The sequence below is a fragment of the Comamonas badia DSM 17552 genome (assembly GCF_000484635.1).
GTDB lineage: Bacteria > Pseudomonadota > Gammaproteobacteria > Burkholderiales > Burkholderiaceae_C > Comamonas_C > Comamonas_C badia.
Map to the genome: position 1 here is coordinate 13813 of NZ_AXVM01000011.1, position 23606 is coordinate 37418.

Sequence of the window (23606 nt, forward strand, 5' to 3'; positions counted from 1 at the left end):
GTTGCTAGGATGGTCCGCGCAAGAAAGCTGCGAACCGAACCACCGATCAGCCATGGGCCCACCTCGGTGGCCGCAGCCTTCGCCATCGGGTTCACGGGATGTCACACACGGCGCGCAATAAAACGCAATTCGGCATTTGTCTGGGCGCGCTGCTTTTATGGGCGGCGTTCGCCTGGATACCCGGTCTCGCTGATTTCCATCCCTCCGGCACGCGCCAGCTGGAGCTGCACCTGGCGCTCGAACTGTCTTCCGTCATCCTGTGCGCGATGACGGTGGCGATCATGTGGTACGACCGCAATCCCGCAGGCCGGGAGCGCGGCAACTGGATGGTTTTCGGCCTGGCTCTGGTGGCGCTGCTGGATTTGCTGCACGCGCTCAATTACCGCAGTCTGCTGCTGCCTGCCAGCAGCCTGGCGAACGCGGAGTTCGTCTGGTACCGGCAGCTGGCGCGGCTGGCCGAGGTTCTCGTGCTGCTGGCCTTCGGGCTGAAGCTGCGCGGGCCTGGGCACAAGCGCTATTGGCTCATCGCCGCGGTGGCGGTTGCCGCCGCGATAGGCAACATCGGCGCTTCGCATCCGGCGTGGCTGGCCCAGTGGCTGCGGGACGGCGCGGCCCCGGCCTCGCCCGGCATGCTGCTGCAATACGCATTGGTGCTGGCCGATGCCGCATGCGCCGCGCTGCTGTATTACCGCTGGCGCCGCGACGGTGGCTCGCACTGGCTGCAATTGGCCGCTCTGGCCTTTGTTCTTGGCGTCTCCAATGCGGCCTACATCGGCCACATGGGGTCGCTCGATGGCGTCGGCATGGCGGTGCACCTGCTCAAGATAGCGGTGTATTTCCTGGGCTTTCGGCTGGCCTTGTTCTTCGTCGTCCAGCGCCCGCAGAAAATGATCGCGGCCTCGCAGCACACCATCATGCAGCAAAAGCGCAGGCTCGATGCACTTCTGAACGACATCCCGCTGGAGCTCGTGCAGCTCGACACCGAGCTGAACGTGCGCTACGCCAACCCGCGCTATACCCGGCGCACCGGCACCACCCTGGATGCGCTGCAGGGAACGCCGTGGCTCAGCCAATGGCCGCAGGCGCGGCGCCAGTCCCTGGAGCGGGACTTGCGCGCCGCGCTGCAGGCCAAGACCACCGAGCTGGACGTCCAGCTCGATGCGGAAGGCGCGCCAGCCCAGCGCTTTCACCTGGTGGCCTCGCCCCAACTGGGCGGCGCCTCCGGCGAAGGCCTCGTGGTGATGCTCACGGACACCACCGCGCAGGAGTCGGCACGGATGCTGATGGAAGCCTCGCTCAAGGAGGTTTCCGAGCTGCGCGCGGCGCTGGATGCGCATGCCATCGTCGCCGCCACGGATGCGCGCGGCGTGATCATCAAGGTCAACGACAAGTTCTGCCAGATATCCAAGTACGAGCGCAGCGAGCTGCTGGGCAAGACCCACCGGGTGATCAATTCCGGGCTGCATCCCAAGGGCTTTTTCGCGGCGATGTGGAAGGTGATTTCCTCCGGCGAGGTCTGGAACGGCGAAATCTGCAACCGCGCCAAGGATGGCTCGCTCTACTGGGTGCAGACCACCATCGTGCCCTTCATCGGCGATGAAGGGATCCCGGTGCAGTACATCTCGATCCGCGCCGACATCACCCAGCGCAAGGAAGCCGAGGAGGCGGCGCAGCAGATGGCGCTGTACGACGCGCTCACCAGCCTGCCCAACCGGCGGCTGCTGTACGAGCACATCCGCACCGCCATGGGCAAGAGCGCGGACAGCCGCCACCACAGCGCGCTCATGCTGCTGGACCTGGACAATTTCAAGGAAATCAACGACACGCTGGGGCATGACCAGGGCGACGAGCTGCTGCGCCAAGTCGCCCGGCGGCTGAGCCACAGCGTGCGGCCCGGCGATACCGTGGCGCGCCTGGGCGGGGACGAATTCGTCGTGCTCATCAATGGACTCAGCGCCACCCTGGCGGGCGCCGCGCAGGAGACCCAGACCGTCGCCGAAAAAGTCCGCGTGGCGCTGGAGCAGACCTATGAATTCGGCGGCCACACGGTGCACACCTCGTCCAGCATCGGCGTGTCGCTGTTCCAGGGCAAGGCGACCGCGCTGGAGGAAGTCCTCAAACACGCCGACATGGCGCTCTACCGTGCCAAGGCCCATGGGCGCAACCAGGTCTGCATGTTCGATCCGAGCATGCAGGCGGAAGTGGAGACCCACGCCAGCCTGATGGCCGACCTGCGCCTGGCGCTGCCGCGCGGGGAATTGCGCCTGTACTACCAGGCGGTGGTGGACAAGGATCGCCGGCCCCTGGGCTACGAAGCCCTGCTGCGCTGGCAGCACCCGGAGCGCGGCATGGTGCCGCCGCTGGATTTCATCGCCAAGGCGGAAGATTCCGGGCTCATCGTTCCCATAGGCACCTGGGCGCTGCAGACGGCGTGCCGCCAGCTCGCCCGGTGGGCCCAGTCGCCCGAAACGGCGCATCTGACCATCGCCGTCAACATCAGCGCGCGGCAATTCCGCGACCCGGAGTTCGTCGCCACCGTGCAGCGCACGCTGGCCGTCAGCGGAGCCGATCCGCATCGGCTGCGCCTGGAGCTCACGGAAAGCATGTTCCACAGCGACGTGGAGCAGACGATAGAAAAAATGAACCTGCTGCGCGCGCTGGGCACCGGTTTTTCGTTGGATGACTTCGGCACCGGCTATTCGTCGCTCAGCTACCTCAAACGCATGCCGCTGGATGTGCTGAAGATCGACAAATCCTTCGTCAACGACATCCTGACGGACCCGGACGACGCCGCCATCGCCCAGACCATTCTGGCGCTGGCCGAAACCCTGGAGCTGCAGGTGGTGGCCGAAGGCATCGAAGAGCCGGAGCAGTTCGAATGGCTCAGGCTGCGCGATTGCCATGCCTACCAGGGCTACCTTTTCAGCAAGCCCGAGCCGATTGAAGCCCTTGCCGCGGCGGCGCATCCGCTGCAGGATGCCGTGCCGGCCGCTGGTTTATAGTGGGAGCCGCCATGCCCAAGCCCGAGCCCGCGTACACAGCCGACAGCGAACCCTTGTTGTACCAACCCAACGATGCGGTATTTGCACGGGCCGCGGAGATCTTCCGGCTCATGTCCACGCCGATACGCATACGCATCATCAATACGCTGTGCCATGGCGAGAAGAACGTCTCTGAAATTCTGGCCAATATCGCCACCACGCAGCCCAACCTGAGCCAGCATTTGAACCTGCTCTACCAGGCGCGCGTGCTCGACAAGGAGCGCCGCGGCAACCAGATCTTCTACCGCATCGGCAACCGCGATGTGGTGGCGCTGTGCCGCACCCTGTGCAGCCAGGTAGCGGCCGATCAGCAGGCGCCTGCCGCCGCCGACGAATGAGACGCCCGCCTCTGGCAGCTCCGAGCCGTCATGCGCCGTCGGCAGCCCTGGAGAACAGCTGGATCACCAGCACGCCGGCGACGATGAGCAGCATGCCCAGCAGCGCCGCCGCATCCAGGCGCTGCCCGTGCCAGAGCCAGCCCACGATGGAAATCAATACGATCCCCAGGCCCGACCAGACGGCGTACACCACGCCCGTGGGCAGGTGCTCCATCACCTTGGCCACCAGGTAGAACGCCAGACAGTAGCCCGCCACCGCCAGCAGGCTGGGGCCGATGCGGCTCAGCCCCTGCGAAGACTTCAGGGCGGTGGTGGCAATCACCTCCGCAACGATGGAGATGCCCAGCAGAACCCAGGGATGGTTCAACGCAGCACCCGCCGCATCGCCAGGTAGCGCTGCGCGTTGGTGGCGCCGCCGGTGCCGGAAAATTTGCCGCCCATCAGCGGCTCCAGCCTGGCGATGCGCTCCTGCGCCGGCGGGTGCGTGGCCAGCAGCAGCTGGTAGTTGGCATCCTGCGCCGATCCGCCCGCCACCGCGCGCAGCGACTGCATCAGCCCTGCTGGCGCGTAGCCGGCACGCGCGGCCCACAGCGTGCCGTAGCGATCGGCATCGTATTCGTCGGATTGGTCCAGCCCCCGGGCGTAGAGGTTGCGTACCATGTTGACCATGGCGCCGCTGAGCTGGCTGTTGCCGCTGCGCGCCTCGACGATGCCGCCGGCCATCTGCGCAAAACCGCCCTTCCTGACCGCCGACAGATAGTGGCCGTGCAGCACATGCGTGATTTCATGGCCCAGCACCCCGGCCAGCTCGGCCTCGGAATTGAGCGTGCGCAGCAGGCCCTTGGTGACGAATACATAGCCGCCCGGCGTGGCGTAGGCATTGACGGCGTCGGAATCGATCACGCCAAAGCGCCAGTCGTAGTGCACCGGCCTGCCCTGCCCGTCCTTGCGCGGGTCGGTCTGCTCGGCCACCCACAGGCCGACGCGGTTGACGTAGCGCTGCAGCTCGTCGTCGCGCAGCAGCGGGCGCGCGCCCAGCAGCACCGAGGCAAAGCCCGAGCCCAGCTCGCGCTCTTCCTGCGGGCTGTAGTCCTTGAAGGCGGCAGAAGCGCCTTGCATGACGTTCTGCACGCCGCTCGCCACGCCGCTGCCGGATGAACCGCCGCCCCCGAGGCCGCTCAGCGCACTGCTCAGCCCGGAGGGCATGGTTTCGCACCCGGCCAGCAGGGCAGCGTAGGCGCCCAGCGCCAGCCAGCGCTTGAAGGCCGGGCCCTTCATTGCCCGGCTCCATCATAGTCGGCGATCTTCACGGCGCTGAGCTTGCCGCCGCGGGCGAACTGCTGCGCATCGCCGGGCTTGACAGCATAGCGGTCGAGCTGTTTCACCTCCTGCGGCGCGGGCTGGGCCTTGGCCAGCTGCTCCTGCGTGAGGCCGCGCGTGCCCGTCGTCGCCGTGGGTGCCGAGCTGGAACCGGTGAACAGGCTGGCGAGCGCATTGCCGCCGCCCGCCGCCGGCCTGGCAGCGGCCATCGATTTCACGTGCGAAATCCGCACCCAGCCCTGCTGCTGGCCGGACTGCACCTTGAGCCAGCCGCCCTGCGCCTGCACCGCCTGCAGCGGGACGCCGAGGGGCAGCTGCCGCACCACCATCGAATTGAGCGAGGGCGTGGCGCGCAGCTGCGTGGCGGTGGTCACTTCGTGCGTTTGTGCACCCGCCAAGGCGCCCCAGCAGAGCGCCGCCAGCACGGCCAGCCAGCGCCAGCCACTTGCCATGGCCATGGAAATCCGGTTCACGCTGCACCTCCTTCTCTTGCCGCTGGGGCCGTTTTTTCTGTTCGGCGCATTGTAGGCAGCGGCTCGTGCAAGCGCACCTGTTGTTCGCGCCCCTTGACGCTGAAAGCGCCGTGGTCGATGAAGCCGAAGGCGTCGCCGCACAATGCCCGGGTGGATTCGGAAACCAGAATGCGCGCTATGCCCTTGGTGCAGCCTTCGATGCGGCTGCCCAGGTTGACGGTATCGCCGATGGCGGTGTAATCGAGCCGCTGCGAGGTGCCGAGAAAGCCGATCACGGCCGGGCCGCTGTGGATGCCGATGCCGATCTCCAACACCGTGCCCGGCAGCTCGCGCGCCACCTCGGCGGCAAAACGCTCAAGCGCCTCGGACATGCCGAGTGCCGCGCGCACCGCGCGCTGGGCATGGTCGGCCTGCGCCACCGGCGCGCCCCAGAAGGCCATGATCGCGTCGCCGATGAATTTGTCCAGCGTGCCGCCGTGCTGGAAGATCACCTGCACCTGCATCTCGAAATAGCGGTTGAGCAGCGCGACGATCTCTTCCGGCTTGCGGTGCTCCGAGAGGCTGGTAAAGCCGCGGATGTCGGAAAACAGCACCGTCACCTCGCGGCTGGCGGAGACCTCGGCCTGCGCCACCTGCCGCTCTTCGGAGAGGCTGTTCACGATGCGCGGATCGACAAAGCGCGAGAACATCGCCTGCACGTGGTGGCGCTGCGCCATCTCCAGGCGCGAGGACAGCAGGCCGAAGGCCAGCAGCGCCAGCGCCCCCATCGCCAGCGGCGAGACCGGCATCCAGTAGAGGTTGATGCGCAGCAGCAGCACGGCCATGCCCAGCGTCAGCAGCGCCACCGCGGCCAGCATGGCCGCGGGCCAGACCGGCGAGGCGCGCGCGGCAAAACCCACGCCCATGGCCACGATCAGCACCAGCGCCAGCGCCGGGTTCACCCAGCCCGGCGCTTCGCGCAGCCAGTCATCCGACTGCAGATTGGCCAGCGCCGTCGCCAGCACGAAAGGCCCGGGCGTGGTGGCGTTCACCGGCGTGGGCACGAAGTCGAGCAGCCCGCTGGCCGTGGCGCCGATGACGATGATCTTGCCCGCCGGATCGAAGGGCAGCGCCGCACCCTCGGTCTGCGCTGCCAGATAGGCCTTGGCATACGGTATGCGCGTGAAGGGCTCGCCGTACCAGTGCAGCCGAAAGCGCGGCGCCTGCGGCCCGGGCAGATGCAGCAGTTCAGCGATGCGGCCGATGATGTGCGGCAGCCACCAGCCCTGGGTTTCGCGCCCCAGCTCGATGCTGCGCCCGATTCCGTCCGCGTCCTTGATGAAATTGATGTAGCCGGTGCGCCAGAGTTCGGGCGGCAGCGCAATGGGCGCGTCGATGCCGTAGCGCGCCTGCGGATCGGCGTGCGGCCCGGCGCGTATGCCCATCACCCTGGGCGCCAGCGCCAGCGGCGCCTGCCGCGCAGAGTCTTCCAGCAGGATCATGGGCACGAAGATGCGCTCGTCGTGCATCGCCTGCGCCAGCGCGGCATCGTTCTCCGGGTGCAGCCGGTCCTGGGGCGAAAGAATGATGTCCAGCACGATGGCGCGCGGCTGGTGCGCCGTCAGCGCCGTCAGCAGCTCGGCATGGATGGCACGTGGCCAGGACCAGGTGCCCGCCACCTCCAGCATCTGCGGATCGACCAGCGAAGGCTGGTCGATATCCACCACCACCACGTCCCGGGGCGGCGTGCGCCGCCCGGCGTCCCAGCGCAGCAGGGCATCGCCGGCGCGGTTGTCCAGCGCATCGAGCGCACGCCAGTGCGTCAGATCGGCCAGCGTGAGCAGCGCCAGCAGCGCCCCCAGCAATGCATACAGGGCGCGCCTGCCAAGCCGCTCGCGCAGCCGTGCAAGCCACAGGGTCGATCGCGCAGGTTCAGCCACGAAGCGTGGTATCCGAAGCCGCCTTCACGGCGTCAAGCCAACCGCGGTTGCTATTTGAAGTAGAGCTGCTCGCGCTTGCCTGCATTGCGCTGAGGGCCTATTTTTTTTGGATTCAGCTGCGCTGGCGCAGCGCCTCGTACAGACACACGCCGCTGGCGACCGAGACGTTCAGGCTTTCCACCGCGCCGCGCATGGGGATGGAGACCAGCGCATCGCAGCGCTTGCGCGTGAGCTGGCGCATGCCCTGCCCCTCGGCGCCCAGCACCAGCGCGAGCGGGCCGCTCAGGTCGGCCTGGTAGAGCGTCTGCGGCGCATCGTCGCTGGTGCCCACCACCCGGATGTCGCGCTCCTGCAGTTCGGAGAGCTGGCGCGCGAGATTGGTCACCATGAAGTAGGGCACGGTCTCGGCCGCGCCGCTCGCCACCTTGGCCACGGTGGCGCTGATGCCGGCCGCATGGTCCTTGGGCGCGATCACCGCGTGCGCCCCCGCGCCATCGGCCACGCGCAGGCAGGCGCCGAGGTTGTGCGGATCGGTCACGCCGTCGAGCACCAGCAGCAGCGGCGGCACGCTCAAGCCATCGAGCAGATCGTCCAGCGAATGGCTGCGCGTTATCTCCTGCACGCGCGCCGCCACGCCCTGGTGGCTGTGGGTGCCGGCCAGCCGCGCAATGCGCAGGCTGTCGGCTTCCACCAGGCGCACGCCTGCCTCCCTGGCCCGTTCAATGAACTGGCGCATGCGCGCGTCGCGCCGCGACGGGTCGTGCAGGATTTCCACCACGCTCGCGGGCGCGGTCTTCAGGCGCACGCCCACCGCATGAAAGCCAAAAAGCACTTTGAGATCAGCCATGCCGGGATTATGGATGCCGCGCTGCGGCATGATCGCCGCGTACCCGCACCAAGTCATCGCCAACCGATCCCAGCCCCGACCCGCATGCTGTCCCTGCCCCATCTCTCACCGCTGGAGCACAGCGCCTTCGTGGCGGCGGGGCTGCTGACCTATCTGGTGGTAACGCGCATCCGGCGCCAGCGCCGCCCGGCGTACGCCGCGCTGTCGTGGGTACTGGGGATCGCCGCCTTTCCCTACCTTGGACTGCCGCTGTTCCTGCTGTTTGGCACGCGCAAGCTCATCCGGCCGGCGACGCGGCGCCAGCCCCTGCCGATCGGGCAGACGGCAGAGGGCGCGCCGCCCTGGGCCGCTCGGCTGCTGGCCGCCCTCGGCGTGGTTGCGGCGCGTCCGCAGGAGTCGGTGCGCTTTGCCAGCGACGGGCATGAGGCCCTGGAGCAGTTGCACGGCGTGATCGCATCCGCCCACGCGGCGCTGGATATCTGCACCTATGTGCTGGGCGACGACGCCGTGGGCGCGGAGATTGCCGCTGCCCTTGCCGAACGCGCGCGCCACGGGGTGCGCGTTCGCCTGCTGGTGGACAGCATCGGCAGCCTGAAGAGTGCCCGCAGCCATGATGCCCTGCTCAAGGCGGCGGGCGTGCGTACACGCCGGTTCGTACCGGCGCTGGGCCTGCCGGGACGCGGCAGGACGAATCTGCGCAACCACAGGAAGATGGTGGTGGCCGACGGCCAGCGCCTGTGGGCCGGCGGGCGCAACATGGCCAGCGAGTATTTCGTGGATACCGATGGTGAGCCCGCCTGGCGCGACCTGAGCTTCGTCGCGCACGGGCCGCTGGCGGCGCAGGCGCTGGCCTTGTTCGAGGGCGACTGGCGCATCGCCCGGGGCGTGCGCAAGGCGCCGCGCGCCGACTATGCCGACCGCCTTGCCCGCCATGACGCGGCACTCGGAGCGGCGGTTGCCGGATCGGCCGCCCCAAGCACTGGCGGGCTGGCGCACTGGGTGCCCAGCGGCCCTGATTTTCACGAGGACATTCTGCACGCGCTGATCGTCTCCGCCGTCTTCCATGCGGAGCAGCGGCTGTTGCTGGCCACGCCCTATTTCGTGCCCGACGAGGGCCTGCTGGAGGCGCTGGTGCTGGCCGCCAAGCGCGGCGTGGCGATCACGCTGGTGCTGCCGCGCCGCTCCAACCACCGCCTTGCGGACTGGGCGCGCGGGCGGTCGGTGCGCACGCTGGTGCAGGCGGGCGCGGCTGTACGCCTGCTGCCCGGCATGCTGCACGCCAAGACGGTGGTGGTGGACGACGCGCTGGCGCTGTGCGGCTCGGCCAATCTGGACAGCCGCAGCCTGTTCATCAACTACGAAGCCATGGCGGCCTTTTATGGCGCCGCCGAAATCGGCTGGCTGGCCCGCTGGGTGCAGGACACGGCCCGCCTGGGCGAGCCCGCCAGCAGCAAGGCGCCGAGCTGGCCGCGCGACATCGCCGAGGGCATCGTCGCCACGGTCGGCTTTCAGCTCTGATCGATGGTGGCGATGGCGCCCGCCTCCAGCGTGATGCGCTGCTGGCAGCGTGCCGCGATGCCGCGGTCGTGCGTGACCAGCACCAGCGTGGTGCCCTGCTCCTGGTTGAGCTGCAGCATGAGCTGCATCACCGATTCGCCGGTGGCGTAGTCCAGGCTGCCGGTCGGCTCGTCGGCCAGCAGCAGCGCCGGCTGCACCACGAAGGCGCGCGCCAGCGCCACGCGCTGCTGCTCGCCACCCGAAAGCACCCGCGGGTACGCCCTGGTCCGCTGCGCCAGGCCCACGCGCGCCAGCATTTCCGTGGCGCGCTGCCGCGCATCGCCATGGCCCGCGAGCTCCAGCGGCAGCATGACGTTTTCCAGCGCGTTCAGGTGGCTCAGCAGCTGAAAGCTCTGGAACACGAAGCCGATCTTCTGCGCGCGCAGCGCCGCGCGGGTATCCTCGTCGAGGGCAAACACATCCTGCCCATCCAGCACCACCGTGCCGCTGCTGGGCGTATCCAGCCCCGCCATGATGGACAGCAGGGTGCTCTTGCCCGAGCCCGATGCGCCGACGATGGCGACCGTCTGGCCGTGCTGCAAGGCGAAGCTGACATCCCGCAAAATGTCAAACTGCCCCGTGGCATCGAAGACCGTCTTGCGCAGTTGGCGCACCGAGAGCAGAGGCGAAGCAATGGAAGGTTGGGAATCAGGCATGAACGATCGTGAAGGAAACCGGCGCGGTGCGCACCGGCGTGACTTTATCCTGCTGGCGCTCGCGGGCTGCGCGGCCATGCCGTCCAAGGCAGCGCCGGCGCCGGTGGTTCTGGTGCTGGGCGACTCGATGAGCGCCGAATACGGCCTGGCGCGCGGCAGCGGCTGGGTGGCCCTTTTGCAGGAGCGCCTGGCAGATCAGAAGATGGCGGCAACGGTGATCAACGCCAGCGTGAGCGGCGATACCACGGCCGGCGGGCGCTCGCGCCTGCAGGCGCTGCTGCAGAAGCACCAGCCCGCGCTGGTGGTGATCGAGCTGGGCGGCAACGACGCGCTGCGCGGCCTGCCGCTGCAAGGCACCGAGGACAACCTGGCCCGGATGGTGCAGCAGGCGCAGGCGGCGCGGGCCAAGGTGCTGCTTGTGGGCATGCAGGTGCCACCCAACTACGGCACCGATTACGCACGGCGCTTTGCCGCCCTGTTTGAAACCATCGCCAAGGCGCACGAGGCGGCGCTGGTTCCCTTCCTGCTGGCGGGCGTGGCCGATGGGCCGGAGCCGCTGCGGCTGTTTCAGGCCGACCGCATCCATCCCAACGCGCGGGCACAGCCCCTCATGATGGAAAACGTCTGGAAGGTGCTGGCGCCCATGCTGCGCTGACCAACTATCAATACCGAAGCTGCCAGCGCTTGTCTGTATTGGGCTATTGGCAAAAAACAGTGTCCATCGCCTGCTGCAGGTCCGCGCGCAGATCCCGCACGTCCTCCAGCCCGACCGCAAAGCGCACCACCGTGCCGTGGGCCAGGTGCGGCGTGGCGCGGCTGCGCATGGCCGGCAGTTGGTAGGGCATGACGAGGCTGAGCGGTCCACCCCAGCTGTAGCCCAGGCGAAAGAGCGTGAGCGCATCGCAGAAGGCATCGACCTGCGCGCTGCTGAAGCGCGCGTCCACCACCACGCTGAACAGGCCCGCGGCCAGCCCTTCGCCCTGGCGGCCGCACAGGGCCTGCCAATGGCCATGGCCAGGTGCGCCGGCCAGTGCCGGATGCAGCACCTGCGCCACGGACGCCTGCCCCTGCAGCCATTGCGCCAGCGCACGCGCCGCCACATCCTGCGCTTGGTAGCGCAGCGCCATGCTGGGCAGGGCGCGCAGCACGGCCTCCAGATCGTCGGCCGCCACGCCCAGGCCCAGGTGCATGTGCGTCTCCTGAATGCGCCGGTGCAGCGCCGCATCGCGCGTGGTGATGGCACCCATCAGCACATCGCCGCCGCCGCTGGGGTATTTGGTGAGCGCATGCACCGAGATATCCACCCCCAGACTGCCATCGCCCAGCAGGTCAAAGGGCGCAAACGCCAGGCCCGCGCCCCAGGTGTTATCGAGTGCCGCCGCCACGCCACGCTCCCGGCACAGACGCGCCTGGGCGATGAGATCGGGGAATTCCATGGTGACCGAGCCCGGCGCCTCCAGCCACACCAGGCGCGTGGCGGGCGTGATCTTGCCGGCAAGGTCCTGCACGTCCAGCGGGTCGTACAGCGCGTGGCGCACGCCATAGCGCGCCAGCAGCTCCAGCGTTAGCGCCTTGTTCGGACCATAGACGTTGTCGGGCAGCAGCACTTCCTCGCCCTGTGAGAGCAATGCCAGCGAGGTGGTGCTGATGGCCGCCAAGCCGCTGGGCGCCAGCAGGCAGTGCGTGCCGCCCTCCAGCGTGGCGATGCGCTCCTCCAGCAGAAAGCTCGTCGGCGTGCCATGCAGCCCGTAGGTATAGCCGCTCTTGTCCTGCCAGCGGCGCTTGCGCATGGCGGCGACGTCAGGGAACAGCACGGTGGACGCCTTGTGCACCGGCGGCTGGATGCCCTCGAAGGCGGATGGCGGCGCGTAGGCGTGGTGGATCAGGGCGGTGGCGATGTGGTGCGGATCGGGCTTTTGTGTCATCCCCGCATGGTAGCGCTGCGACAATCCATCGATGACCACACACCCTGGCTTCGCGCGCTGGTTTCCCTTCCTGGCATGGCCGCGGCCCGACCGGGAGCTGCTGCGCGGCGAATTCTGGGCCGGCATGACGGTCGGGCTGATGCTGGTGCCCCAGGGCGTGGCCTATGCCCAGCTCGCCGGCATGCCTTTGATCACGGGCATGTATGCCTCGTTCATCCCGATGCTGGTCGCCGTGCTCTGGGGCTCTTCGGTGCGCCTGGGCGTGGGGCCGACGGCGCTCACCAGCCTGCTCACCGGCGCCTCGCTCATCGGCCTGGCCGAGCTCGGCAGCGCGCATTGGGTGGCCCTGGTGGTGTGGATCGCCATCCTCTCCGGCCTGCTGCAGGCGACGCTTGGGGTGGTGCGTTTTGGCTGGCTGCTCAGCCTGGTGACTTCCCCCGTGCTGAACGGCTTCACCCAGGCGGCGGCGCTGCTCATCCTGACATCGCAACTGCCTTCGCTGCTGGGGCTCGCGACGGGTTGGCGCGCATTTCTGCAGCAGCCCTCCTGGCAGGCGCTGGACTGGCGCGCCGCTGCCTTTGGCCTTGCGAGCATCGCCCTGCTGTGGATGATGCAGCGCTGGCGGCGCAGCTTTCCGGCGGCCATCGTGGTGATCGCGCTCACCGCCACGGCCAGCTGGGCGACGGGCTTCGCGGCGCACGGCGGCGCGGTGATCGGCGCGCTGCCGCAGGGGCTGCCCAGCCTGTTTCTGCCCGGCTGGCTGAGCTGGGGTGATTTCAGCGCGCTCATCATGCCGGTGATGGTGATCACGCTGGTGAGCTTTCTGGAAACCGCCTCCAGCGCCAAGGTGGACCATGGCCAGGGCGGCACGCAATGGAACGAAAACCAGGACTTGATCGCCCACGGCCTGGCCAAGGTGAGCTCGGGCCTGTGCGGCGCCTTCCCCACCAGCGCCTCGTTCTCGCGCTCGGCGCTCAATCTGTATGCCGGCGCGCAGACCGGCTGGGCCACGCTGTTCGCCTTCGCCCTGGTGCTCGCGGCCCTGCTGTGGCTGGTGCCGCTGCTCCACCACGTGCCGCAATCGGTGCTGGCGGCGGTGGTCATCGTCGCCATCAAGGGCCTGATCAAACCCATGAGCATGCTGCGGCTGTGGCGCCTTTCGCGCGTGGAAACCGTCACCGGGCTGCTGACCTTCGCGATCACGCTGCTGAGCGCGCCGCGCATGTACTGGGGCGTACTGATCGGGCTGCTGGTGAACCTGAGCCACTTCCTCTTTCAGCGCCTGCATCCGCGCATCATCGAAGTCGGCCTGCACCCCGACGGCACGCTGCGCGACCGCATGCTCTGGAATCTGCCCGCGCTGCCGGCCGGGGTGCTGGCGCTGCGCATGGACGCGGCGCTGGATTTCGCCTCCGCCACCGCGCTGGAAAAACGCGTGGCCGACGAGCTGGCCAGCCGCCCGCAGCTGCGCCACCTGTGCCTGTTCGCCCAACCCATCAACCGCATCGACGTGACCGGCGTGGAAGCCTTCGTGCGCCTGCTGCTGCTGATGCAAAGCCGCGGCGGCGTGCTGCATGTGAGCGGCCTGAAGCTGCCGGTGCAGCAGACGCTGGAGGCGGCCGGCGCGCTGAAGACCAATACCCACCTGCTCATCTACCGCACGGACGCGCAGGCGGTAGCCGCCCTGCAGAAACTTTACGCGCCGGGATGATTCACAAGCTGCAGCGCCGAGCCATGCAACCAGGGCGCTGTTACACTTGACGGACCCGCTTCAGCTGCCACTTTTCAGGACTTGCGCAACCCCATGGATCTCGGCGATCTGCGTCTAGGCACTGCCCACGCCCTGGTGTCCGAGTCCCTTGGCGAGCGGCTGCCGGCGCCTGAGGCACAGCCCGCGGTTTACCTGCAGGCGCTGATCGACGGGCTGTGCGAGCTATCGCTCAAGGACCCGCTGACCGGCCTGCACAACCGCCGCTACCTCAATGCCGTGCTCGAAAGCGAAATTGACCGCGTCGCACGCACTGGCGAGGCGGCTTTGCTGCTGATCATCGATATCGACTATTTCAAGAACGTCAACGACACCCATGGCCACCCCGTGGGCGACCAGGTGCTGCAAGCGGTGGGGCAGGCGATTCGCGCGTGCATGCGGCCCATGGACACCGTCGCGCGCTACGGCGGCGAAGAGTTTGCCGTGATCCTGCCGGCCTGCCAGTTCGGTTTTGGCAAACGGGTGGCCGAGCGCGTGCGCAGGGCCATCAAGGCGGCGCAGGTGGCGGTATCTCCGGCCCTGACACTGAACGTTACGGCCAGCATCGGCGGCGCCTACACGATCGAGTGGATCCGCAGCACCACCGCGCTGTGGACGGACCGCGCCGACGCCCAGCTCTACAAGGCCAAGCAGAGCGGGCGCAACCGCGCCTGCATCGAAGAGCCGCCGGACAGCACCGTGACCGCTGACGAAAAAAACATGCTTTTGGCCCCGCTATACAAGGCATCGGGCTGGGACGATCTATCGTCCAATGAGACTTTGAACCATGGCAGCGCCCACTGAATCTCCCTCCATGCCCGACGCGCCGCCAGTCGCATCCGCTCCCGCTGCGGCCAGCTCTGCGCAGGACGGCCGCCCGATCCAGAGCACCGGTGCGCGCATCGTTGCCGTCACCAGCGGCAAGGGCGGCGTCGGCAAGACCTTTGTTTCCGCCAATCTGGCGGCCGCCCTTGCGCGCCGCGGCCACCGTGTGCTGGTGCTGGACGCCGACCTCGGCCTGGCCAACCTGGACGTGGTGCTCAACCTCTACCCCAAGCTCACGCTGCACGACGTGATCACCGGCAAGGCGCAGCTCGATGAAGTGGTGGTGCCCACGCCCGGCGGCTTTTCCGTCGTGCTCGCCGGTTCGGGCATGGTGGAATATTCCCGCCTCACCCCCGAGGTGCGCAATGAGCTGCTGCGCGTGATCGAGCAGCTCACGCCGCACTACGACGTGATGCTGCTCGATACCGGCGCCGGCATCTCCGACGTGGTGCTGTTCTCCGTATCACTGGCCTCCGAGGTGCTGGTGGTGGCAACGCCCGAGCCCACCTCGCTCACCGACGCCTATGCCGCCATCAAGGTGCTGGCAGCGCAGCAGGACCGCCAGCACATCCGCCTCGTGGTGAACCAGACGGCGCGGCCGGGCGATGGGCGGGCCATCACCAGCCAGCTGCAGCAGGTGCTCAATCGCTTTGTCGCCACCGGCTCGGGCCAGCCGCTGCGCCTGATCCACATGGGCGATATCCCGGCCGATCCGAGCGTGCGCGATGCCGTGATGCGGCGCCAGCTGCTGGTGCAGCACATGCCGGGCAGCCCGGCGGCATTGGCGGTATCCCAGCTGGCCGGCAAATTCGAAAGCACGCTGCTGCCGCCCGCAAGCTGAGGTTCGGCTGGCGCTTCGCTACTGTTTTGGCGGCGGCCCGCCGGAAATCGAAAAACCCAGCACCGGCGCCGATTCATCGGCAAACGGCACACTGAGCGCGAGTTCGCCGATACCATGCAGCAGGCAGCTTTCGCGGCGCAGCTGCACCGGCGAAGCGCCACCGGCAAAGCGCACCCAGGTGCCGAAGCTGCTCAAATCGGTCAGCACGGCGCTGCCCTGGCGCCAATCCACGCGCGCATGCGTGCGCGAGGCGCGCTGGTCATCGACGCGCACGTGGCAATCGGCGCCGCGTCCGATGTACACGGTGCCCGCCGCCGCGGTGAACCACTGCCGCGTGCCATGCCACTCGAATTCGAGCCGGCCGGTGCCGCCCGCACCAGCCAGGAGCACGCCCAGCTCGCTCGGCAGGCCGCCCTGGACGGTCAGGTTGTCCTGCCCCTCCTCTTCGCGCCATTCGATCTGGTAGGTGACGACGGCTTCCGAGCGGCCGCGCACCTCGATGTGCCCCAGGCGGTTCGCCCCGCCGCGCTGGCGCCCGCGCAGCTCCTGCACCGTGGCCTCGGTGGCCAGGATTTCATCCGGCCCCGCGCGCTCGCACAGACGCGCCGCGATATTGACCGCATCGCCATAGCAATCGCCTTCGACCTCCACGACTTCGCCCGTGCACAGGCCGACACGCACCGCCAGGCGCTGCGACTCGGGCAGCGCGCGGGTCGCCAGGAATTGCTCGCGCATGAGCTGCACGGCGGCGTTGGCGGCGTCGGCGCCATGGGCAAAAATGCCGAACACGCCGTCGCCCAGCTTCTTGACCACCCGCCCGCCGCCGTGCTTGATGGCCAGGCCCATTTGCCGCGTCAGTGTGGTGACCGCACGCGTTGCCTCGGCGTTGCCCAGCGCGTCAAACAGCGCCGTGCTGCCCGCGATGTCTGCAAACACCACGGTCTTGATGGGACTGGCTGCGTTGGACAGGGGAAAGCCTCAGGGTTGGATGCCGTGCATTATCAGTACAAACGCACAAAATCTGAAAAAACGGTCAATGAACGTGACCCCAGAGCATCAACGCATCGCGCCCTTCGACCGCCAGCGCCACCTTCGCCCCTACCGGCAGGGTGACCTTGGTGGGTACATGGCCAAACGGCAGCCCGGTCAGCACCGGAACGCGCGTGTGCTGGCGCAGCCACGCCACCACCGTGGCCAGCGAAAACCCCTTGTCGTGCGGCGTGCGGCGGTAGTCCGTGAACTGCCCAAGCACGATGGCCTTCTGCCGCGCCAGCACGCCCACGTACAGCAGCTGGGTGAGCATGCGCTCGATGCGGTAGGGGTGCTCGCCCACATCTTCCAGAAACAGCACGCCGCCCTGGATGGTCGGCAGCCATGGCGTGCCCACCAGCGAACACAGTACCGCCAGGTTGCCGCCCCACAGCAGCGCGCCGTGCAGCTCCTTGCCCGCCAGCACACCTTCGCTGTCCTTGGGCAGGCGCCAGCCGGTACCCTCGCCTTCGCCGCTGAAAAGGTCCTGCAGGCAGGCCAGCATGATGTCGTCGGGTTCTTCTGCACAGCCCAGGTCCGCACACAGCAGCGGCCCCGCCCAGGTGCCGGTGCCCGTGCGCGCCAGCAGCGCCATCTGCAGCGCGGTGAAATCGCTCATGCCGACAAAGCGCGTGCCGCGCTCCACGGCCCTGGCCAACTGCTTGTAGCGTATCTCGGGCAGCAGCCGCGTGAGGCCATAGCCGCCGCGCGTCATCATCGCCACGTCGGCACCGCTGGCCGCCGCGCGGTGGATGGCGGCGAGCCGCGCGGCATCGTCGCCGGCAAAGCGCGTGTGGCTGGACAGCGCATCCGGGTCCAGCTCCACTTCATGGCCGAGCCGCTGCAGGCGCTTGATGGCGCGGCGCAGCGCGGCCTTGTCGCGCACCGCGCCGGAAGGCGAATAGACGTAAATATGCTGCGCGCCCGCGTGGTGGCTGCAGTGCTCGTGTGCGTGATCGTGGGTGGAAGGCAAGGGTTTCAGGCCGGGCTGCGCGGCGCGGCTCCATCGGGATGGGTGACAGGCGCAAAGTATTCCACAGCGCGGCGCGCCACGTTTCCGGCGGCCGCGGCATCGGCGATCGCCGCCTCGAACCATGGCATGCCGTCGGGCACTTGCCGCGGCTCCCGGGACCAGTGCTCCAAGGCCCTGGGACCGGCGCGGTGGCCCTCGTCCGGGTAGGGCGCATTTGCCGCACCGGCGGGCATGGCGGGCAGCTGCAGCAGCAGCGCCCCGGCGCAATGGGGCAGCAGCCGATGGGGCCATGCCGTGGCGCCCTGGCCATCCGCCAGTCCCAGCACGGCCGCATTCAGACCCAGGCGCGCCAGCAGTTCCTTGAGCACCTGGGCATGCCAATCCGCGCTGTGCACCACTGCCTTCTTCGGCTTGTCGCTGCGGCCAAAGCCGATCAGGTCGGGGACGATCACGCGCTGACCCAGGGCGACCAGCGCCGGTGCAAAATCGCGCCATTGCCAGCTCCAGCCCCGGGCGCCATGCAGCAGCAGCCAGGCCCCGCCGCCCGTACCCGGGCCCAGGTCCAGATAATGCAGGCGCAAGCCCTGCAATGTTGGCAAATCGGACACCCAACGCGACAGCGGGCTGGCGAAGGCGGCCATGCGGGCGTCGGGTGTGCGCAGCGCATCATCGCGCAGCGGCTGCGCGCTGGTGCGCTGCAACCGGCGCCGCTGGCCGAAAAAATCCTGCAGCAGCGCAGTGCACTCGGCGGCAAGCACGCCGCCATGGAGAGCCGTCTGGTGGTTCAGCCGCGGCTCGGCGAACACATTGAAAACCGAGCCCGCGGCGCCCGTCTTGGGATCGGGCGCGCCAAACACCACGCGCGCCAGGCGCGCATGCAGCATGGCACCGGCGCACATCAGGCAGGGCTCGAGCGTGACATAGAGCGTGCAGCCATCGAGCCGGTAGTTGCCCAGCTGCTGCGCCGCTGCGCGCAAGGCAGCGATTTCGGCGTGCGCCGTCGGGTCGTGCTGCTGCCTGGGGGCATTGCGCCCGGTGGCGATGAGCACGCCCTCCCGGACGATCGCGGCACCGACCGGCACCTCGCCCGCTGCCTGCGCCTCCCGCGCTGCACCCAGCGCCGCGCGCATCCAGTGCTCATCGCCTTCCATCATGCGGTAAAAAAATCACAAACCATAGCATCTATCGTAATACAGCAAAGCGTTAGAGGCATATTCATTGACCATCTTCGGGCATCGCCCGAGGCTGCTGCATCAACGATTCCATCTGTTGCTTGACCTGCTGCTGCACCTGCTGGCTCTGCTCCTTCACGCTCGTCGGCTTGGCAGCATTGACTGCGCCCTGCCCTGCGGCAGGCGGCAGCGCGATGGATGGCGCATGCAGCTGCTTCTTGACCAAAATGGCCACGATGGCCAGGACGACCAGCAAACCCACCAGGCTGAATCCAAAGCGCATTGCCCACTCCTGCATGTATTGCCGTGCATGGTAGCGCCGGCCATATGCACATAAGCATTTGTTCTTTCCGCATCCCGGCACGACCACGCACAATAGGCGGTTTTTCCGACAACACGAAGGCAAGTCCATGCATATCGACACCCTGGCGGTCCACGCCGGCTACTCCCCTGACCCCACCACCAAGTCGGCGGCGGTGCCGATCTACCAGACCACTTCCTATGTCTTCGACAGCGCGCAGCACGGCGCGGACCTCTTCGACCTCAAGGTGCCGGGCAACATCTACACGCGCATCATGAACCCGACCACCGACGTGCTGGAAAAGCGCCTCGCGGCGCTCGAAGGCGGCGTGGCGGCGCTGGCCTTCGCGTCGGGCATGTCGGCCATCACGGCGGCGATCCAGACCATCGCCGAGGCGGGCGACAACATCGTCAGCTCCAGCACGCTCTACGGCGGCACCTACAACCTGTTTGCCCACACCTTTCCGCAGCAGGGCATCACGGTGCGCTTCGCCGACCCGCGCAAGCCCGAGAGCTTCGGCGCGCTGATCGACGAACGCACCAAGGCCATCTTTTGCGAATCCATCGGCAACCCGCTGGGCAACGTGACCGACATCCGCGCGCTGGCCGACGTGGCGCACGCCCACGGCGTGCCGCTGATCGTGGACAACACCGTGCCCAGCCCCTACCTGCTGCGCCCGATCGAGCACGGCGCGGACATCGTGGTGCACGCGCTCACCAAGTACCTGAACGGCCACGGCAACAGCATAGGCGGGGCCATCGTGGACAGCGGCAAGTTCCCCTGGGCCGAGCACAAGGCCCGCTTCAAGCGCCTGAACGAGCCCGACGTGAGCTACCACGGCGTGGTCTACACCGAGGCGCTGGGCCCGGCCGCGTACATCGGCCGCGCGCGCGTGGTGCCGCTGCGCAACACCGGCGCGGCGCTGGCGCCGCACAGCGCCTTCCTGATCCTGCAGGGCATCGAAACCCTGGGCCTGCGCATGGAGCGCACCTGCGAAAACGCGCAGAAAATCGCCGAAACGCTGGAGAAACACCCCAAGGTGGAATGGGTGCGCTACGCCGGCCTGCCCAGCCACCCGGACCATGCGCTGGTGCAACGGCAACTGGGCGGCAAGGCTTCGGGCATCGTCTCGTTCAACCTCAAATCCAGCGGCGACCCGCGCGCCGCCGGGGCGCGCTTCCTCGACGCGCTCAAGCTCTTCTACCGCCTGGTGAACATCGGCGACACGCGCTCGCTCGCCACGCACCCGGCCAGCACCACGCACCGCCAGCTCAACCCCGAGGAGCTGGCGAGCGCCGGCGTGACCGAGGGCATGATCCGCCTGTCCATCGGCATCGAACACATCAGCGACCTGCTTGCCGACCTGAACCAGGCCCTCGAAGCCGTCTGAGGTTTCAAGCGAAAAGAGCCACCAGGGCTTTTCCAGCAAGCGCTGGCAGCTCTTTTTTTGGAGTATCTCTAAATCATCCCCAGCATGCGCGGCAGCCACAGGCTCATCGCGGGCCAGTAGGTGACGGCGACGAGAAAGCCCAGCATCGCCAGCAGCCAGGGCCAGACGGCCACCGTCAGCTCGGTAATTCCCATCTTGGTGATGCCCGAAGCGACGTACAGGTTCAGGCCCACCGGCGGATGGCACATGCCGACTTCCATGTTCACCACCATCAGGATACCCAGGTGAATGGGGTCTATGCCCAGCTTCATCGCGATCGGAAACAGGATCGGCGCGAAGATCAGCATGATCGACGAGGGCTCCATGAAGTTGCCCGCCAGCAGCAGGACGACATTGACCGCCAGCAGGAAGCCGATCACGCCCAGGCCGTGGCTCATGATCCAGTCGGCCATGGCCTGCGGGATGTTCTCGTTGGCCATGATGAAGCTGAACAGCGCCGCGTTGGTGATGATGTACAGCAGCATCGCGCTCATGTTGGCGGAGTTCAGCAGCACCTTGGGCACGTCCTTCAGGCCCATGTCCTTGTAGATGAACACCGCGACGAAGAAGGCGTAGACCGCGCTCATGGCCGCGGCCTCGGTGGGCGTGAAGATGCCGGCGTAGATGCCGCCCATCACCACGATGATCAAGAGCAGCCCCCAGACCGACTCGCGAAAGGCCTTCCAGCGTTCGCCCCAGCTGGCCTTGGGCAGGCGCGGGTAGTCGTTCTTGCGCGCGCGCCACCAGGTCACCAGGCCCAGCACGAAGGCCAGCACGATGCCGGGGATGACGCCGGCCATGAACAAGGCGCCGACCGAGGTATTGGTGGCCACGGCGTACATCACCATCACGATGGAGGGCGGGATCAGGATGCCGAGCGCCCCCGAGGTGGTGATGACACCCGCGCCGAAGCGCTTCGGGAAGCCCGCCTTGACCATGGCCGGCAGCAGGATGGAGCCTATGGCCACCACCGTCGCCGGGCTGGAACCCGACACCGCCGCGAACAGCGCGCAGGCCATCACGCCGCCCAGGCCCAGGCCGCCGTACCAGTGGCCGACCATGGCGGTGGCGAAGCGGATCATGCGCTTGGCCACGCCCCCGTGGGTGAGGAAGTTGCCCGCCAGAATGAAGAACGGGATGGCCATGATCTCGAACTTCTCGATGCCGGTGAAGAGCTTGAGCGCCACCGATTCCAGCGGCACGTCGGTGAAGCCGAACAAAAAACTCAGCACCGTCAGGCCCAGCGCGATCGACACCGGCATGCCGGTGAGCATCAGCGCCGCGAGGAGGAAGAAGATGATGGCGGCGTTCACGGCTTGCCTCCCCGAGGCTTGCCGGTCTCATCCGGGTGCAGGTTGTCGCGCAGGCCGTAGGGGTCGGCTTCGCCCGCATCCTTGAAGGGCGGCGCCACCACCGGCTCCTCGTCATCGTCCAGGCCGTCCACATGGCCGTGGTCGTGGTGCGGCAGCTCGCCGGTGCGGATGAAGCTGACCAGCACCTGCAGAAAGCGGAAGCACATCAATCCGCTGCCCAGCGGAATCGCGCTGTACACCACCCAGGTGGGCCATTCCAGATCGGGCGTCGTCGGGCCTTCGATGAGGTGCTCCACATTCATACCCAGGGCGTTGAAGATGCCGTAGTGCGCGCCGTTCTCCCAGACGAATTTGCCGCCCATCCAGGCCACCACGCCCGTGAACAGGGCCCCCGCGGCCAGGCCGAAGATGATGAATTTGCTGCGCAGCGGCGTCTGCATGCGGTTGATGAGCACGTCCACACCCACATGGATGCCGGTGCGCACACCGTAGGCCGCACCGAACTTGGCCATCCAGACGAACATGATGATGGTCAGTTCCTGCGCCCAGGTCAGATTGACGGAGAGCAGCCAGTCCTGCAGGCCGGGAATGGCATAGCCGGCGGTATAGCGGTGCACCACCGCGACGAAGACGATGAGCGTGGCGGCGCCCATCAGGAAGGCGATCAGCCACTCTTCCAGGTGATCGAGGATTTTCATGGTTTTCACCTAAAAAATGAGCGTTGAACGGTTGCCGCTCAACGCTCAATGCCTGATTTTCAGTAGGTATCAGAGCTTGGTCGGATCAAACCCCGTGGCCTTGTAGACCTCCTGGATGGTGTCCTTGCCGATGCGGCTGGCCATCTTCTCGTGTACCGGAACCAGCGCCTTCTTGAGCGCGGCGCGCTCCTCGGCCGTGGGCGTGTAGATCTCGGTTTTGCCGCTCTTCTTCACCTCGGCCAGCGCGCGGTCGTTCTCGTCCTGCGCGATCTGGTTGGCGTAGGCCGTAGCCTGGCGCATCGCGTCTTCCAGCTGGCCGCGCACGTCGGCGGGCAGGCCGTCCCAGAACTTCTTGTTGGTGATGACCGCATAGCCGAGGTAGCCATGGTGGGTCATGCTCAGGTGTTTCTGCACCTCGTGCATCTTCTGGGTGTAGAAATTGGACGGCGGGTTCTCGGTGGCGTCCACCACGCCGGTCTGCAGCGCCTGGTAGGTTTCACCGAAGGCGATCACCTGCGGAATGCCACCGAGCGCGCGGATCTGCTCCTCGATCACCTTGGAGGACTGGATGCGGTACTTCAGGCCCTTGTAATCCGCCACGCCGTGCAGCGGCCGGTTGGCCGAGAACACCTTGAAGCCGTTGTCCCAGTAGGCCAGGCCCTTGACGCCGCGCGGCTCCAGCCTGGTGAACAGCCTGGCGCCCACCGGGCCGGTGGTGATCTTGTGCAGCTCGTCGCGGTTGTCGAAGATGTAGGGCAGGTCGAACACCTCGAATTCCTTGGCGCCCAGCGGGCCGAACTTGGCCAGCGAGGGCGCCAGCATCTGGACCGAGCCGAGCTGCAGCGCCTCCATCTCTTCCTTGTCCTTGTAGAGGGCGCTGTTGGCGTACACCTCGACCTTGACCTTGCCGCCGGTCAGCTCCTCGGCCTTCCTGGCGAAGAACTCGCTGCCCTTGCCCTTGGGTGTGTCGTGCGCCACCACATGGCTGAACTTGATCACGATGGGCGATTGCGCCCGTGCGATGAATGGCGCCCCTGCCAGACCCGCCAGAGACAACGCCGCCAGAACCGGACGGCGACCCACTTTGATCGATTCACGCATGCAAGCACTCCTGTGGAAAAGAAAAAACGGCGTGGCCGCAAACTCCAGCCCACCGCGCGTGGGAGCGATTCTGTTGCATGGAGCCCGCCGCGCCACCCGGA

Annotated in this window: 22 protein-coding genes; 8 read left to right on the forward strand and 14 right to left on the reverse strand. The window is 67.5% G+C overall.

The genetic code is table 11. From position 1 onward, the window contains the following. The first annotated feature begins 98 nt into the window (after positions 1-98). The gene (locus K320_RS0116660; protein ID WP_024539935.1) at positions 99-3002 is read left to right on the forward strand and encodes a putative bifunctional diguanylate cyclase/phosphodiesterase; all 2904 of its coding nucleotides are present in this window, start codon (positions 99-101) and stop codon (positions 3000-3002) included. Positions 3003-3013: 11 nt separating this feature from the next. After that, positions 3014-3379, forward strand: coding sequence for an ArsR/SmtB family transcription factor (locus K320_RS0116665; RefSeq protein ID WP_051384969.1), 366 nt, complete (start codon positions 3014-3016; stop codon positions 3377-3379). Positions 3380-3407: 28 nt separating this feature from the next. On the opposite strand, the gene K320_RS0116670 is transcribed toward K320_RS0116665, so the two are convergent. From K320_RS0116670 to rlmB, 5 genes are all read right to left on the reverse strand, one after another. After that, positions 3408-3746 carry an SMR family transporter gene (locus K320_RS0116670; protein WP_024539937.1) on the reverse strand — a complete coding sequence of 113 codons (339 nt, stop codon included), beginning with the start codon at positions 3744-3746 and terminating at the stop codon, positions 3408-3410. Then, complete coding sequence (locus K320_RS0116675) at positions 3743-4657, reverse strand: M48 family metalloprotease (protein ID WP_024539938.1); 915 nt, start codon at positions 4655-4657, stop codon at positions 3743-3745. Before K320_RS0116675 ends, K320_RS0116670 begins: the two co-directional genes overlap by 4 nt. After that, a complete protein-coding gene (locus tag K320_RS0116680) occupies positions 4654-5172 on the reverse strand; it encodes an SH3 domain-containing protein (protein WP_245593910.1) in 519 nt (172 codons plus the stop codon). The genes K320_RS0116675 and K320_RS0116680 overlap by 4 nt, the downstream gene beginning before the upstream one ends. After that, positions 5169-7091 (reverse strand): adenylate/guanylate cyclase domain-containing protein, encoded by a 1923-nt coding sequence (locus K320_RS0116685; RefSeq protein ID WP_029696272.1) that lies wholly within the window; start codon positions 7089-7091, stop codon positions 5169-5171. Before K320_RS0116685 ends, K320_RS0116680 begins: the two co-directional genes overlap by 4 nt. Positions 7092-7203: 112 nt before the next feature. After that, complete coding sequence (gene rlmB, locus K320_RS0116690) at positions 7204-7938, reverse strand: 23S rRNA (guanosine(2251)-2'-O)-methyltransferase RlmB (protein WP_024539941.1); 735 nt, start codon at positions 7936-7938, stop codon at positions 7204-7206. 84 nt (positions 7939-8022) lie between these two features. Between rlmB and K320_RS0116695 the strand changes: the two genes are divergently transcribed. Beyond that, entirely contained in the window at positions 8023-9456 is a 1434-nt protein-coding gene (locus K320_RS0116695) for a phospholipase D-like domain-containing protein (protein WP_024539942.1), read from the forward strand. On the opposite strand, the gene K320_RS0116700 is transcribed toward K320_RS0116695, so the two are convergent. After that, complete coding sequence (locus K320_RS0116700) at positions 9447-10151, reverse strand: ABC transporter ATP-binding protein (protein WP_029696273.1); 705 nt, start codon at positions 10149-10151, stop codon at positions 9447-9449. The two genes, K320_RS0116695 and K320_RS0116700, sit on opposite strands and share 10 nt — an antisense overlap. Between K320_RS0116700 and K320_RS0116705 the strand changes: the two genes are divergently transcribed. Continuing rightward, complete coding sequence (locus tag K320_RS0116705) at positions 10150-10806, forward strand: arylesterase (protein ID WP_034343826.1); 657 nt, start codon at positions 10150-10152, stop codon at positions 10804-10806. The two genes, K320_RS0116700 and K320_RS0116705, sit on opposite strands and share 2 nt — an antisense overlap. 43 nt (positions 10807-10849) lie before the next feature. On the opposite strand, the gene K320_RS0116710 is transcribed toward K320_RS0116705, so the two are convergent. Further along, entirely contained in the window at positions 10850-12076 is a 1227-nt protein-coding gene (locus tag K320_RS0116710) for a PLP-dependent transferase (RefSeq protein ID WP_024539945.1), read from the reverse strand. A 31-nt stretch (positions 12077-12107) separates the two neighbouring features. Between K320_RS0116710 and K320_RS0116715 the strand changes: the two genes are divergently transcribed. The 3 genes from K320_RS0116715 to K320_RS0116725 all read left to right on the forward strand — a co-directional run bounded on the left by K320_RS0116715 (position 12108) and on the right by K320_RS0116725 (position 15489). Beyond that, positions 12108-13787 carry a SulP family inorganic anion transporter gene (locus K320_RS0116715; RefSeq protein ID WP_024539946.1) on the forward strand — a complete coding sequence of 560 codons (1680 nt, stop codon included), beginning with the start codon at positions 12108-12110 and terminating at the stop codon, positions 13785-13787. A 93-nt stretch (positions 13788-13880) separates the two neighbouring features. Continuing rightward, complete coding sequence (locus K320_RS0116720) at positions 13881-14627, forward strand: GGDEF domain-containing protein (RefSeq protein WP_024539947.1); 747 nt, start codon at positions 13881-13883, stop codon at positions 14625-14627. Beyond that, positions 14611-15489 (forward strand): MinD/ParA family protein, encoded by an 879-nt coding sequence (locus K320_RS0116725; protein WP_245593911.1) that lies wholly within the window; start codon positions 14611-14613, stop codon positions 15487-15489. The genes K320_RS0116720 and K320_RS0116725 overlap by 17 nt, the downstream gene beginning before the upstream one ends. An 18-nt stretch (positions 15490-15507) precedes the next feature. On the opposite strand, the gene K320_RS0116730 is transcribed toward K320_RS0116725, so the two are convergent. The 4 genes from K320_RS0116730 to K320_RS0116745 form a co-directional block, all read right to left on the reverse strand. Beyond that, positions 15508-16425, reverse strand: coding sequence for an adenylate/guanylate cyclase domain-containing protein (locus K320_RS0116730; protein ID WP_245593912.1), 918 nt, complete (start codon positions 16423-16425; stop codon positions 15508-15510). 97 nt (positions 16426-16522) lie between these two features. Then, entirely contained in the window at positions 16523-17491 is a 969-nt protein-coding gene (locus tag K320_RS0116735) for an LD-carboxypeptidase (protein WP_024539950.1), read from the reverse strand. A 5-nt stretch (positions 17492-17496) separates the two neighbouring features. Continuing rightward, positions 17497-18645, reverse strand: a complete 1149-nt coding sequence (gene tadA / locus K320_RS0116740) for a tRNA adenosine(34) deaminase TadA (RefSeq protein ID WP_024539951.1) — start codon at positions 18643-18645, stop codon at positions 17497-17499. Positions 18646-18706: 61 nt separating this feature from the next. Further along, positions 18707-19075, reverse strand: a complete 369-nt coding sequence (locus K320_RS0116745; protein ID WP_342667239.1) for a prepilin-type N-terminal cleavage/methylation domain-containing protein — start codon at positions 19073-19075, stop codon at positions 18707-18709. Between K320_RS0116745 and K320_RS0116750 the strand changes: the two genes are divergently transcribed. Continuing rightward, on the forward strand, positions 19074-20354 hold the full coding sequence (locus tag K320_RS0116750) for an O-acetylhomoserine aminocarboxypropyltransferase/cysteine synthase family protein (protein WP_024539953.1): 1281 nt from the start codon (positions 19074-19076) through the stop codon (positions 20352-20354). The two genes, K320_RS0116745 and K320_RS0116750, sit on opposite strands and share 2 nt — an antisense overlap. Before the next feature lie 68 nt (positions 20355-20422). Here the strand turns inward: K320_RS0116750 and K320_RS0116755 are convergent, their stop codons facing one another. The 3 genes from K320_RS0116755 to K320_RS0116765 form a co-directional block, all read right to left on the reverse strand. Continuing rightward, positions 20423-21706, reverse strand: coding sequence for a TRAP transporter large permease (locus K320_RS0116755; RefSeq protein ID WP_024539954.1), 1284 nt, complete (start codon positions 21704-21706; stop codon positions 20423-20425). After that, positions 21703-22404 carry a TRAP transporter small permease gene (locus K320_RS0116760; RefSeq protein ID WP_024539955.1) on the reverse strand — a complete coding sequence of 234 codons (702 nt, stop codon included), beginning with the start codon at positions 22402-22404 and terminating at the stop codon, positions 21703-21705. The genes K320_RS0116755 and K320_RS0116760 overlap by 4 nt, the downstream gene beginning before the upstream one ends. Positions 22405-22473: 69 nt before the next feature. Continuing rightward, positions 22474-23505, reverse strand: coding sequence for a TRAP transporter substrate-binding protein (locus tag K320_RS0116765; RefSeq protein ID WP_084301289.1), 1032 nt, complete (start codon positions 23503-23505; stop codon positions 22474-22476). Positions 23506-23606 lie beyond the last annotated feature (101 nt).